The organism is Glutamicibacter sp. JL.03c (assembly GCF_025854375.1).
Taxonomy (GTDB): Bacteria; Actinomycetota; Actinomycetes; order Actinomycetales; family Micrococcaceae; genus Glutamicibacter.
This window is the reverse complement of the sequence record NZ_CP107575.1, coordinates 2050808-2063065: the sequence shown is the minus strand read 5'-3', so window position 1 is coordinate 2063065 and position 12258 is coordinate 2050808. Positions and strand designations below refer to the sequence as shown.

General features: G+C 60.9%; 14 protein-coding genes and 1 riboswitch. Of the genes, 11 read left to right on the top strand and 3 right to left on the bottom strand.

All coding sequences use genetic code 11. The features are described from left to right. The 11 genes from fmt (at window position 1) to hisF (ending at window position 9747) form a co-directional block, all read left to right on the top strand. The gene (gene fmt, locus OF385_RS09500; protein WP_264275172.1) at window positions 1-933 is read left to right on the top strand and encodes a methionyl-tRNA formyltransferase; all 933 of its coding nucleotides are present in this window, start codon (window positions 1-3) and stop codon (window positions 931-933) included. Beyond that, window positions 930-2456: an RsmB/NOP family class I SAM-dependent RNA methyltransferase gene (locus OF385_RS09495; RefSeq protein ID WP_264275171.1), complete on the top strand. Its 1527-nt coding sequence runs from the start codon at window positions 930-932 to the stop codon at window positions 2454-2456. The genes fmt and OF385_RS09495 overlap by 4 nt, the downstream gene beginning before the upstream one ends. A 28-nt stretch (window positions 2457-2484) precedes the next feature. Further along, entirely contained in the window at window positions 2485-3147 is a 663-nt protein-coding gene (gene rpe, locus OF385_RS09490; protein ID WP_264275170.1) for a ribulose-phosphate 3-epimerase, read from the top strand. Window positions 3148-3189: 42 nt separating this feature from the next. Then, a riboswitch (FMN riboswitch) is annotated at window positions 3190-3327 on the top strand. Window positions 3328-3441: 114 nt separating this feature from the next. After that, window positions 3442-4143: a nicotinamide riboside transporter PnuC gene (pnuC, locus tag OF385_RS09485; RefSeq protein WP_264275169.1), complete on the top strand. Its 702-nt coding sequence runs from the start codon at window positions 3442-3444 to the stop codon at window positions 4141-4143. Between the two features lie 15 nt (window positions 4144-4158). Next, entirely contained in the window at window positions 4159-5196 is a 1038-nt protein-coding gene (ribD, locus tag OF385_RS09480; RefSeq protein ID WP_264275168.1) for a bifunctional diaminohydroxyphosphoribosylaminopyrimidine deaminase/5-amino-6-(5-phosphoribosylamino)uracil reductase RibD, read from the top strand. 30 nt (window positions 5197-5226) lie between these two features. Further along, entirely contained in the window at window positions 5227-5853 is a 627-nt protein-coding gene (locus tag OF385_RS09475) for a riboflavin synthase (RefSeq protein ID WP_264275167.1), read from the top strand. Next, window positions 5850-7100: a 3,4-dihydroxy-2-butanone-4-phosphate synthase gene (ribB, locus tag OF385_RS09470; RefSeq protein WP_264275166.1), complete on the top strand. Its 1251-nt coding sequence runs from the start codon at window positions 5850-5852 to the stop codon at window positions 7098-7100. Before OF385_RS09475 ends, ribB begins: the two co-directional genes overlap by 4 nt. Before the next feature lie 42 nt (window positions 7101-7142). Then, a complete protein-coding gene (ribH, locus tag OF385_RS09465) occupies window positions 7143-7634 on the top strand; it encodes a 6,7-dimethyl-8-ribityllumazine synthase (RefSeq protein WP_264275165.1) in 492 nt (163 codons plus the stop codon). A 71-nt stretch (window positions 7635-7705) separates the two neighbouring features. Then, window positions 7706-7969 carry a phosphoribosyl-ATP diphosphatase gene (locus OF385_RS09460; protein WP_022876460.1) on the top strand — a complete coding sequence of 88 codons (264 nt, stop codon included), beginning with the start codon at window positions 7706-7708 and terminating at the stop codon, window positions 7967-7969. Window positions 7970-8106: 137 nt separating this feature from the next. Further along, window positions 8107-8955 carry an ATP phosphoribosyltransferase gene (gene hisG, locus OF385_RS09455; RefSeq protein ID WP_264275164.1) on the top strand — a complete coding sequence of 283 codons (849 nt, stop codon included), beginning with the start codon at window positions 8107-8109 and terminating at the stop codon, window positions 8953-8955. A gap of 21 nt (window positions 8956-8976) precedes the next feature. Continuing rightward, window positions 8977-9747, top strand: a complete 771-nt coding sequence (hisF, locus tag OF385_RS09450; RefSeq protein WP_264275163.1) for an imidazole glycerol phosphate synthase subunit HisF — start codon at window positions 8977-8979, stop codon at window positions 9745-9747. Between the two features lie 51 nt (window positions 9748-9798). Here the strand turns inward: hisF and OF385_RS09445 are convergent, their stop codons facing one another. The 3 genes from OF385_RS09445 to OF385_RS09435 form a co-directional block, all read right to left on the bottom strand. After that, the gene (locus tag OF385_RS09445) at window positions 9799-10686 is read right to left on the bottom strand and encodes a hypothetical protein (protein ID WP_264275162.1); all 888 of its coding nucleotides are present in this window, start codon (window positions 10684-10686) and stop codon (window positions 9799-9801) included. 11 nt (window positions 10687-10697) lie between these two features. Then, on the bottom strand, window positions 10698-11330 hold the full coding sequence (locus OF385_RS09440) for a DUF6318 family protein (RefSeq protein ID WP_264275161.1): 633 nt from the start codon (window positions 11328-11330) through the stop codon (window positions 10698-10700). Between the two features lie 277 nt (window positions 11331-11607). Further along, window positions 11608-12249 (bottom strand): TIGR03085 family metal-binding protein, encoded by a 642-nt coding sequence (locus tag OF385_RS09435; RefSeq protein WP_264277891.1) that lies wholly within the window; start codon window positions 12247-12249, stop codon window positions 11608-11610. Between the last annotated feature and the right edge of the window lie 9 nt (window positions 12250-12258).

The following is a 12258-nucleotide window of genomic DNA, read 5'->3' as shown; positions in this document are numbered from 1 at the left end:
ATGAGGATCCTCTTTGCCGGCACGCCCCAAGTAGCAGTCACCTCATTGGACTACCTTCACGAGGCCGGATTCGAAATCGCCGCGGTCTTGACTCGCCCGGACGCGCCACTGGGGCGCAAACGCGTTCTCACGCCTTCCCCGGTGGCCGCCCGAGCCGAAGAACTCGGTTTGCCCATTATCAAGGCCGCCAAGATCACCGAAGATACGACCGCCGAACTTCAAGCACTAAACGTCGATGCAGCGGCCATTGTCGCTTACGGCGGATTGGTGCCCCGGGCAGCATTGCAGGTCCCCACCCACGGCTGGATCAACCTGCATTTCTCGTTGCTGCCGAACTGGCGCGGCGCCGCGCCGGTCCAGCACTCGATCATCCATGGCGATGACATCACCGGAGCGGTGACCTTCCAGCTGGAAACAGGACTGGATACCGGTCCAGTTTTCGGCCAGGTCACCGAGCGAATCGATGAACTGGACACCGCCGGAATCATGTTGGAGCGATTGAGCCACTCTGGTTCCACATTGCTGGTCCAAACATTGCAGGCCCTGGAATCGGGTCAGGCCGTTGCCGTTGCGCAATCCGGTTCGCACACCTATGCCCCGAAGATCACCGACGCCGACGCGGAACTGGACTTCGGCCGCCCGGCCACGGAAATCAGACGCCGCGCCCACGGAACCACCCCCTTCCCGGGCGCCTGGGTCAAGGTGGAGAACCAGCGCTTCAAGTTCGGGCCGCTGCGCGAGCACCGCGAGATCACCGATCTGGCCCCTGGCGAAGTGCGCATTGAACCGGGCAAGCAGCCCAAGGTGTTCATCGGGTCCGCGACATGGGCCCTAGAACCCACAGAAATCCAGCCTCCGGGCAAAAAGATGATGAAGGCCTCCGACTGGGCACGTGGCGTGCTCACCCAGGGAACGAAAGTGAGCTTCGCATGAGCGGGCAGGAACCACGCGGCGGATACCGCGGCAATGAACCGCGACGCAACGCGCAGGGCCGGACTCGCAATCGCGGCCAATCCGGTCCTCGCCAATACTCGCAGTCGGCCCCGGGGCAGCGTAAACGCCACGCCGACCCAGCCCGACTCGTAGCCTTCAAGGTCTTGCGAGAAGTCTCCGGCTCCGACGCCTACGCCAACCTCGTACTGCCAAAGACGATCCGCGAGTACCAGCTTGATCGGCGCGACGCCGGATTCGCCACTGAATTGGCCTACGGGGCACTGCGTGGACAGGGGTTCTATGACGCGATCCTGGGAACCTTGGTGGACCGTCCGCTGGCCGAACTCGACCCGGCCATCTTGGATGCCTTGCGTTTGGGCGCCCACCAGTTGCTGGCCATGCGTGTACCCAAGCATGCGGCGTTGGACGAAACGGTTTCTTTGGCCCGCGCGCAGATCGGAGCCGGCCCATCGGGGCTGATCAACGCGGTGCTGCGCCGTGTTGCGGCCCAGGAAGCGCAGGACTGGACCCAGCAACTGGCGGGAGCCGCCAGCTCCGAATCCGAGCGCCTGTCCATCGAGCACTCGCACCCGGACTGGATCGTTCGCGCGCTGCGCGGTGCATTGATCGCCCATGGCCGCGACGCGGCGGAAATCGAGGCCCTGCTTGAGGCCGACAACCTCGCTCCACTGGTGAACCTGGTCGCCCTTCCGGGACTGGGCGATCTGTCCGGTGCCCTGGAAGCAGGGGCAGAACCGGGGAGTCTGCTGGCTGATTCGGCGACTTACAAGCACGGGGATGTTGCGCGTGTGCCCGGCGTCAAAGAGGGCACCGTGCGCGTCCAGGACGCCGGCAGCCAGGTCATGGCCCGCGCCTTAGCCAGCGTTGCCTTGCCCGACGACGGCGAAGACCGCTACTGGCTGGACCTGTGCGCCGGCCCCGGAGGCAAGGCGGCATTGCTCGGCGCCATCGCGGTGCAACGCGACGCCCGGCTGACCGCCAACGAGCCGACCGCCCACCGCGCACGCCTCGTTGCCAATTCCCTGGATGCGGTCCCGCATGAGTACTGGATGGTGACCGAGCAGGACGGCCGCGACTTCGGCGGGGCAGACTATGCGGGGGACTACGACCGCATCATGGTCGACGCGCCCTGCTCCGGCCTCGGCGCGCTGCGCCGCCGTCCCGAGTCGCGCTGGCGCAAGGCCCCACGGGATATTCCGGAATTGACCGCCCTGCAGGGCGAACTGCTGGATGCAGCCTTCAATTCGGTGCGCGTGGGCGGGGTCATTGGATTTGTCACCTGCTCGCCGCATCAGGCCGAAACCCGCCTGGTGGTCGAGGACTTCCTCAAGCGCCACGAGAACGCGGCGCTGCTGGATACCGGGGCAGCCGTTGCCGACGTGGTGTACCCGCAGACCCCAGCCGCCGGGCACGCCCTGGGCGAGGGAAGCACCGTGCAGCTGTGGCCGCACATCCACGGCACCGATGCCATGTTCATGGCGATTCTGACCAAAAAGGCCTAGCCAAGCACAAATATCCCAAGGAGCACCTATGCGCAATGCGCGGATCAATCCTTCGATCCTGTCCGCCGACTTCGCGAACCTGGCCAGCGAGCTGGAGCGGATTCACACCGCCGATGCCGTGCATGTGGACGTCATGGACAACCATTTTGTCCCGAACCTGACGCTCGGCCTGCCCGTGGTGGATGCCCTGCAGAAGGTCAGCAAGCTGCCGATCGACGTGCACCTGATGATCGAGAATGCCGATCGCTGGGCCCCGCAGTACGCCCAGCTTGGCGTGGACTCGGTGACCTTCCACGCAGAGGCTTCCGCGGCGCCGATTCGCCTGGCGCGTGAATTGCGCTCCGCCGGGTCCAAGGCCGCCATGGCCTTGCGCCCGGCCACCCCGATCGAGCCCTACCTGGATATGCTCGGCGAACTGGACATGGTGCTGCTGATGACCGTCGAGCCGGGCTTCGGCGGACAGAAGTTCCTGGATCTGGTGTTGCCGAAGATCCAGCGGGCCCGCGCAGCGATCGAAGGCAGCGGCAAGCCCATTGCGCTGCAGGTTGACGGCGGCATTTCGCGTGACACGATTCTGCGGGCAGCTGAAGCCGGAGCCGACGTGTTCGTGGCCGGATCCGCGGTATATTCGGCTCCTGATCCATCGGCCGAGGTGGATGTATTACGCAATCTTGCACTGGGCGGTCACTGAAGCCGGCCAAGGTGTGCCAGAATGATTTGTTGTAAACACGAATACGTGCTCCGGGGTCGGTGAAAGTCCGAACCGGCGGTGATAGTCCGCGACCCGCTGCCCAGGCCACAAGCCGAGGCTGCGGTTGAGCCGGTGGAATTCCGGTACCGACAGTTAAAGTCTGGATGGGAGAAGCACGAATTTGATTTGCCTATGTTTCTGCCGATGGCCCCTCACCGGGCGATCTTCCCAGGCGGAGCCGCAGGCCCATCAAATGCACACCCCCGGAGCCGCCGCTTCGAGAAGGGTGGAAAGATGGATTTCCTGCGGTGGCTCATTGAAGCTTTCAACTCACAAATTGCGATCGGCTCCTCGGCACTGCTAGTGCGCGAAGTCGTCGGCAACATCTTCGGCCTTGCCAGTGCCGTCGGCGGCATGCGCCGTAAAGTCTGGGCCTGGCCGGTAGGCATCATCGGCAACCTCCTGCTGCTGACGGTCTTCCTCGGCAGCCTCTTCGATACCGGCTACACCGCGAACCTCTGGGGCCAAGCTGGCCGCCAGATCTTGTTCATCGCCGTTTCGGTCTTCGGCTGGTATCGCTGGAAGCAGGCGAGAAACGGCACCGGGCATGCTGTCACCCCGCAGTGGGCCTCGAACAAAGCCCGGCTGGCCCTTGTCGCTATCCTGGTGCTCGGCACCATTGCGCTGACCCCGCTATTCCGCCTGCTCGGATCCTACGAGCCGGTCTGGGCCGACGCGTGGACCTTCGTCGGCTCGATGCTCGCCACCTACGGCATGGCCAAGGGCTGGGTCGAATTCTGGCTCGTCTGGGTCGCCGTTGATGCGGTAGGCGTCCCGCTGCTCTTCTCCGCCGGCTATTACGCCAGCGCCTTCATGTACCTGTTCTACGGTGCCTTCACGCTGATCGGGTTCTTCGTCTGGGCCAAGTCCAAACGCGGCGCCAAACCCCGGATTGAAACCGACCTGCCCGACCCGACCATCTCGCAGCAGCGATAAAGGGGTGGACGAACGATGGTAACAACCCAGCAACTGGATTCCGCGCTGAGCACCGCGCTGCAGACCGCGGGCCGCGGACATCGCGGAGCGAATCCGCTGGTCGGCGCCAGCATCCTGGACGGCGAGGGCAACCTCATCGCCACCGGCTACCACCTGGGTGCCGGCCATCCGCACGCGGAGGTCGACGCCCTGCGCCGGCTGGGGAAAATCGATCCGGCAGCAGCAGAAAAGCTGACCATGATCGTCACCCTGGAACCGTGCAACCATACCGGCCGCACCGGTCCTTGCGCAGCGGCGATCGCCAACGCCGGAATCGGCTCGGTTTACTACGCGGTCAGCGACAATACGGCTGCCAGCGGGGGAGCCGAATACCTGCGCGGCCGCGGAATCCCCACCACCCAGTTTGCAGACGATGCAGCCGCTCGCGAGTTGAACCATCGGTGGTTCCTGTCCAAGGAGCAAGCTCGCCCCTTCATCACGGTGAAGCTGGCTCAGTCCCTGGATGCCCGCATCAACGCGCCGGATGGCACCAGCCAGTGGATCACCTCCGCGGAATCCCGCGACCACGCCCATGGATTGCGCGCCCGAGTGGACGGGATCCTGATTGGCACCAATACTGCGGTGATCGACAATCCCCGGCTCAGCGCCCGAACCCGGGATGGCCAGCTGCACAGCAAGCAGCCGTACCGGCTCGTCATGGGACAGCGTGAATTACCCGGGAATCTGGCGCTGGCCGAAGGCGAAGACTGGGAGCAGATCGCCACCCACGACGTGCACGCGGTTATCGATCGCGCCAACGAGCTGGGATTGGGCCATCTGCTCATCGAAGGCGGCGCCACGGTCGCCTCCGCATTCATCGAAGCCGATCTGGCCGATGAACTCTACTGCTACCAGGCGCCATTGCTCATTGGCGCCGGCAGTTCATCGGTGAATCTGCCCACATCGACCCTCAGCGAGGCGCACCGCTATCGGTTGGATACCGCCAGCAATGAATCATTGGCCCGGCTTGGCGATGACATCATGCTGCATCTTGAACCATTGCCCGGCGTTTAACGCGAACCACAAATTTTTCGAGGAGAAATCATGTTTACCGGAATCGTCACCGGCCAGGGGATCATCGAGGGGATCAGCACCGATCCCGATCAGGACCTGGCAGTACTCACCCTCAGCGCCCCCGGGCACACCGAGAACCTCGGCCTGGGCGGATCGCTGGCCGTCAACGGCGTCTGCCTGACCGCCACCGAGCTGGAGGGGGAGAAGCTCAGCGTTGATGTGATGGGCGAAACCTTGCGCCGCACCACTACCGGATCCCTGCGTGCCGGCGACACTGTCAACCTTGAGCGCTGCACCCAGGCGGGCGCACGGCTCGACGGGCACGTCGTGCAGGGCCATGTGGATACCGTGGGCGAAGTCCTGCAGCGCGTCGACCACGGCCAGTGGACCACCTTCCGCATTTCCCTGGACGACCAGTACGCGCCGCTCACCGCGGAAAAGGGATCGATTGCCCTGGACGGCATCTCGCTGACCATCACCGGGGTCTCGCCGGCGAGCTCCACCGGGGCGCACTGGGTGGAAGTGGGCCTCATTCCCATCACCTTGGCCGAAACCACCATGGGCCAGCGCCAGGTCGGCGACAAGATCAACATCGAGGTCGACGTGCTGGCCAAGTACGTCGCCCGCCTGAACGAATTCGGCGGTGCCCGCGCATGAGCCCTTCCACGCTAGACCCGATCCCAGCGGCGCTGGCCGCATTGGCGGCCGGCCGGGCCGTCGTTGTCGTGGATGACGAGGACCGCGAAAATGAGGGCGACATCATCTTCGCCGCCCAGCATGCCACCAGCGAGCTGATGGCCTTCACCATCCGCTACACCTCAGGGGTCATCTGCGTTCCGCTTCAGGCCGAGCGCGCCGACGCCTTGGGCCTGGGCCCCATGGTCGGCATCAACCAGGATGCCAAGGGCACCGCGTTCACCATCACCTGCGATGCGGCCGAGGGCATCACCACCGGCATTTCCGCGGCCGATCGAGCGTTGACCACCCGGTTGCTGGCCGATCCGGCTACCGTGCCGGCGCAGCTTTCGCGCCCCGGGCATATCTTCCCGCTGCGAGCGGCCGCCGGTGGCGTGCTCGAACGGCGCGGCCACACCGAGGCCGCCGTTGACCTGTGCCGTGCGGCCGGACTGGAACCGGTAGGCGTGATCGGCGAGATCACCAAGGACGACGGCGAAATGATGCGCCTGGATGACCTGCGGGTCTTCGCCGCAGGGCATGACCTGCCGCTGATCTCCATTGACGATCTGGCACGCTGGCGCCGGGTCAATGACGAGATCGAGCTGACCGATCCGATCAAATTGCCGACCGCTTTCGGCGACTTCACCGCCCGGGCGGCTACCGCCGAAGGCCACGAGCACATGGTGCTCAGCCATGAAGGACCGAACGGCAGCTCGCCATCAAATCTGGTGCGCATCCATTCGGAATGCCTGACCGGCGACATTTTCGGGTCCTACCGCTGCGACTGCGGCGAGCAGCTGCATGCTTCGATGGCGCAGATCGCCGCCGAGGGCGGACACATCATCTACATTCGCGGGCACGAGGGCCGGGGCATCGGCCTGGCGAACAAGCTGCGCGCCTACGCATTGCAGGAATCCGGGATGGACACCTTGGATGCCAACTTGCATCTGGGCTTCCCGGCCGATGCCCGCGAATATTTTGCGGTGGCGGCGATCCTCAAGGCCATGGGGCTGCAAGCCATCCGCCTGCTGAGCAACAATCCTGACAAGCAGCAGCAGTTGACCGATGCAGGCATTGCAGTCGAGGAACTGGTCTCGCTGCGCATCACCCCGCGCGAGCAGAACTCCGCCTACCTGCACACCAAGCAAGCGCGCTTCGGCCACCACCTGGATCTTCTCGATGAGCCGTTGACCGATACCGAAGCCGACGCCTACCACGGCGCCTGACACCCCACCGCACGAGTACCCCACCGCACGAGGAGAAAATCCATGAGCAAGCACGGAGCCCCTACCGATGTCGCCGAGCAGCTGAAGTCATTGGCCGGCAGCGAAAAATTCGCTGGACTGAAGGTGGCGATCCTTGCCGCCAGCTGGCACGAGGTCATCATGAACGGCCTGATCGACGGCGCTCAGCGTGCCGCCAAGGACGCAGGGCTGGAGGACAGCACCACCCTGATTCGGGTCCCTGGCACCTTCGAGCTGCCGGTCGCGGCCGCTTCACTGGCCGTGGACTACGACGCGATCATCGCCCTGGGCGTGGTGATCCGCGGCGGCACCCCGCACTTCGACTACGTCTGCCTGGCGGCGACCAATGGCTTAACCAATGTGAGTGTCGACACCAAGACCCCTGTCGGTTTCGGCGTGCTCACCTGCGATAACGAAGAGCAGGGTCTGGACCGCGCTGGCTTGGAAAACTCCAGCGAAGACAAGGGATACGAGGCCTACTCGGCAGCGGTCATGACGGTTGCCGCCTTGGCGTAGCCCTCGGGAGGCCCGTCACATAGGGCCACCTGAATGCAGAACCCGTGAAGAAAAACGCTAGGATTGGTTCCGTGAAAACTTTTGACGAGCTCTTCAGCGAACTGTCGCTCAAGGCACAAGAACGCCCGGAAGGCTCTCGTACCGTCACCGAACTCGACTCTGGTGTCCATGGCATCGGCAAAAAAGTCGTCGAGGAAGCCGCCGAAGTTTGGATGGCTGCGGAGTACGAATCCGACGAGGCCGCAGCAGAGGAAATTTCCCAGCTGCTCTACCACCTTCAGGTTCTCATGATCGCCAAGGGCATGACCTTGGCCGACGTTTACAAGCATCTATAGCCGTCGCATCGCCGCGTACGGATCATCTTCGATCCGTACGCGACGATAGCACGGCAGAAACAACGGCCAACGAAATAATCCTTGGCGCTTGTTTATGGCTGAACGCCGCAGCGCCACACTGACGAAATGAGTCATTAATGCTCCGCGTAGCCCTGCCCAACAAGGGTGCCCTTTCAGAAATCGCTTCCACCATGTTCAAGGAAGCCGGTTACCTCCAGCGCCGCGATTCGCGTGAACTGGTCCTCGTCGACGAAGAAAACCAGGTTGAATTCTTCTACCTGCGTCCGCGCGACATCGCCGTATATGTAGGCCGCGGCATCCTCGACGTGGGAATCACCGGCCGCGATCTCTACCTCGACGCAGACGTGGACGACGACGTTGAAGAACAGCTGTCCCTCGGCATTGGAAAGTCCGCTTTCCGCTTCGCCGCCCCCATCGGCGCGTTCAACGACGCCAAGCAGCTCAACGGCAAGCGCATCGCCACCAGCTACGACGTGTTGCTGCGCCACTATCTGGAAAAGGCCGGCATCGATGCATCGATCGTCCGCCTTGACGGTGCTATTGAATCATCGGTTCGCCTCGGCGTGGCCGATGCCATCGCCGATGTGGTCGAAACCGGAAACACCATCAAGGCTGCTGGCATGGAGATCTTCGGCGATCCACTGCTGCAGTCGGAGGCCGTTTTGATCGGCCGCGTTAACCACAAGCCAGCTGGCCTGGACGTGCTGATCCGCCGCCTGAACGGTGTGCTAGTTGCCCGACAGTACGTCCTGCTTGACTACGACGTGCGTCGCGAACAGGCTGACGAAGCCTGCGCACTTACCCCGGGATTGGAATCGCCAACCGTTTCCGATCTGGCCAACTCCGACTGGGTTGCAGTTCGTGCGATGGTGAAGAAGTCGCAGACCAACACCATCATGGATGAACTGTACGACGTAGGCGCCCGAGCCATCCTGGTGAGCCAAATCCACGCCTGCCGCATCTAGTAGACAAGGAATCTACCTTCGATGAGCGTTGCTATCCGCGTTATTCCTTGTCTTGATGTTGATGCTGGCCGTGTCGTCAAGGGCGTCAATTTCGAGGGCCTTCGTGATGCCGGTGATCCAGTTGAACTCGCCCGCCGCTATAACGAAGCGGGCGCAGACGAACTGACCTTCCTGGATGTCACTGCGTCCAGCTCGGATCGCGAAACCACCTACGAGGTTGTCCGCCAGACAGCCGAGGAAGTCTTCATCCCCCTGACCGTCGGCGGAGGCGTCCGTGCGGCAGAGGACGTTGACCGCCTGCTGCGCAACGGTGCTGACAAGGCGTCGATCAATACGGCTGCGGTGACTCGCCCTGAGGTGATCAATGAAATCACTGAGCGCTTCGGGTCCCAGGTGCTGGTGCTCTCGGTAGACGCACGCCGCACGGCCGATCCTTCGATCGCATCCGGCTACGAGGTGACAACCCATGGTGGCCGAACCGGTACCGGCATGTGTGCTGTGGCATGGGCGAAAGAAGCCGCAGAACGTGGTGTGGGGGAGATCCTGCTCAATTCCATTGATGCTGATGGCACCAAGGACGGGTTCGACCTCGACATGATTCGGGCTGTCCGCGCAGCGGTGTCGGTGCCGCTGATCGCCTCCGGCGGCGCTGGAAAGCCTGAGGATTTTCCTCCTGCCATCGAAGCCGGCGCAGACGCAGTGCTAGCTGCATCGATCTTCCACTTTGGTCCAAAGGATATGATCGCCCAGGTGAAGCAGGCGATCCGCGACGCTGGTTATCCGGTTCGGTAGGCTCAAGGTGAGAATGGCTCGACACCAAGGTGTCGAGCCATTTCTTTATGCTTAGTCGTTGGCGATGAGTTCCTTCTCCGTACGCCATACGTCCATTGGCAAAGTATTACTGGGAACTGCCGCCTGTCCGGGAATCGCTTGCCAAGGTCCACCATCCACGCTGAACTCGCCGCGATACAGGGTCGTCACCTTGACTCCGAATTTGCCTGTCTCCGAATATGAATGACTGGTAGGCGTTTCATCATGCAGGGTATGTCCAGGCATTGCTTCACCTGGGAAGTTCAGGTTTCGTTGTGAGCCATCGCCGTAGCTCCAGTTCCACTGGATGGGGATTGCTTTGATCCTGACATTTGCCCCAGACAAGTTCGACTGGAATTCCTGAGTTTCCTTGCTGGCCCAGAAATGCGTGTGTCCATTTCGAAGAGAAAACTTGTTTGGCGCGCTCTGAATCGTCGAGCCCTTGATTGGGTAGCTCCTGAACTTTTCGATGGTGATGATAATAGGTTTGCTCTCGATCAGGTTTTCATCGGGAATGTCAATTTTTGGCGGGTCGCCAGGGCAATAACGGTATTGAAAAAGCACATGGCCTTTTGTATCTAATATCTGGCGCTCGATGGGGTAAGTTCCGTTATCGCATGTAGCTTGATCAGGGTTGCTGTCACAGGCTTTGACATTCTCCTGACCCGGAATGCATGTATCGTAATCTCGAATCTTGTACTTTTTCTTCTTTCGCTGACTGTTTCTGGGGTCGTCAGGCGATTGAATTTCCAAAATTTTGGGAAGATTCAGAGTTCGTTGTTTTTTGTCCGTCTCCTCAACGTCTTCTTCGGTGAAACGAACTCCTGCGGATTCTCCATTTATTTCAGTTGCGTAGATGTTGGTGCCACTCGTTGGCGTGAAGAAAATCAATACTGATATCGCGGGCGCGAGAAGATGCACTGGCCGCAACATCAGTTGGCTCCGAGTATCTTATATACACGCCAGCCCTCATCGTATTCTAGGTCGAAGGCAAGACGGTTTGGATCGATCTTATCTAGTTCTTCTTGCAGCTTTCCCGGCGCTGAGTACACCTTCGCCGAATCGGCTGTGTATTCCACCGTCACGATAGCTACATTCTTTCCGGAAATATGGGAATCAAGAATCTTGGGGTGGTGTTCGCCGCCTACTTGCCATTCACCAGATTTCTGCGCAGCCTCGGCCTCGTTAATGATTGACTTATCGCAAAGTTCGCATTCTTTGGACGAGAGGCGTTTGACCTCTGCCACCTCATTCGTTTCGATGGCGTAGTTCAGTAGTTCAAAATAATATTCAACGAAGCTCGAAGCGCTCGCTTCCGTGAATTCTTTTGCGTCAGCAGGCAACTCCGGTTTAGGAACGTTTTTCGCAGGACCTTTTGAAGACCCTTCAAGATAGGTGCGTGAAACACCGGCAGGAGCTTTGGATACGTCCTCTCCTGAATCCGCGGAATCGGACTGAGAAGGTGTCTCGCTTGGCTTTGGGAAATCACTAGATGTACTTCCGCTGCATCCAGCGAGCATTAGACCAATGCCAACAGTTATGACTATTAACTTCCTCGGATCCATTTCAATATCGCCTCGCCACTATGCGGATCATTGATGAGAGACATACTATTCTCTGGATCTCGTGATGAGTAGTGGTTTATATAAACGTGTGGACAAGTCATCGGGATTGTTGGACTACCAATTAGACTTCATCGTCCGCAATAACCTCAATGTTGACGAAGATAAGAGTCAGAGCCGAGAACCCCGTATCAGCCAACAAATTGGAGAATCATGAGTGTTCGATAATGAAATTAAGGTGACACTGAATGTCTCCCACGATTCGGCCAACATCGATTTGCTAGAACCCTGGCTTGAAACCCTTGACGATTTCCAGGGCGGTTTCTCCACCTTCAAAGAGCACGAGGCTCTGATCGATTCGTCCGAAACCGTACAGCATCAATTCGGTGACCGGCCCGGTGATTGAAACAGCGTTAGGTGCCTTCTTGGCAACGTGGCGCTGTCCATCAGGACGAGTCAAGATGATGCCGACAGGCGCCTTGCGGAAGAGGACTCGGGACATCCGGGTCAGGGATTGCCACAGAAGCTCGGTGTATTCCTTGTCCAGGACTCGAGGTGCCCATTGCGCGCGTGCACGCCGGACGTCTTCGGTATGGATGAAGTACTCGGAGAGGTTCGCGGCCTGGTCGAACTTGTCGATCACGAACGGCGAGTACTTGGCGGGACCAGAGCGGAAGGTGCGAATCAGCGAGGCATAACGTTCAGGGGACTGTGCCGAGGTCGCCAGCTCGTTGACCTTGGCATCCAGTTTTTTGGAGAGCGGTTTGAAAACGACGCCCGCGGCAAGGATCGATCGTTCGCGGACCACAAGGTGCGCGGCAAGATGACGGGTTTGCCACCCGTCGCAAAGAGTGTCAGCGGTAGGACCTGCGGCAAGCAAGGTCTCGGCCAACGCGAGTCTGGAAGCCTGAACTAAGTGCATCACTTCTGA

What these genes read in the sequence shown, in the direction of transcription:
- fmt (WP_264275172.1), top strand. Translation starts at nt 1, where the DNA reads ATGAGGATCCTCTTTGCCGGCACGCCCCAAGTAGCAGTCACCTCATTG.
- OF385_RS09495 (WP_264275171.1), top strand. Translation starts at nt 930, where the DNA reads ATGAGCGGGCAGGAACCACGCGGCGGATACCGCGGCAATGAACCGCGA.
- rpe (WP_264275170.1), top strand. Translation starts at nt 2,485, where the DNA reads ATGCGCAATGCGCGGATCAATCCTTCGATCCTGTCCGCCGACTTCGCG.
- pnuC (WP_264275169.1), top strand. Translation starts at nt 3,442, where the DNA reads ATGGATTTCCTGCGGTGGCTCATTGAAGCTTTCAACTCACAAATTGCG.
- ribD (WP_264275168.1), top strand. Translation starts at nt 4,159, where the DNA reads ATGGTAACAACCCAGCAACTGGATTCCGCGCTGAGCACCGCGCTGCAG.
- OF385_RS09475 (WP_264275167.1), top strand. Translation starts at nt 5,227, where the DNA reads ATGTTTACCGGAATCGTCACCGGCCAGGGGATCATCGAGGGGATCAGC.
- ribB (WP_264275166.1), top strand. Translation starts at nt 5,850, where the DNA reads ATGAGCCCTTCCACGCTAGACCCGATCCCAGCGGCGCTGGCCGCATTG.
- ribH (WP_264275165.1), top strand. Translation starts at nt 7,143, where the DNA reads ATGAGCAAGCACGGAGCCCCTACCGATGTCGCCGAGCAGCTGAAGTCA.
- hisG (WP_264275164.1), top strand. Translation starts at nt 8,107, where the DNA reads ATGCTCCGCGTAGCCCTGCCCAACAAGGGTGCCCTTTCAGAAATCGCT.
- hisF (WP_264275163.1), top strand. Translation starts at nt 8,977, where the DNA reads ATGAGCGTTGCTATCCGCGTTATTCCTTGTCTTGATGTTGATGCTGGC.
- OF385_RS09440 (WP_264275161.1), bottom strand. Translation starts at nt 11,330, where the DNA reads ATGGATCCGAGGAAGTTAATAGTCATAACTGTTGGCATTGGTCTAATG.
- OF385_RS09435 (WP_264277891.1), bottom strand. Translation starts at nt 12,249, where the DNA reads ATGCACTTAGTTCAGGCTTCCAGACTCGCGTTGGCCGAGACCTTGCTT.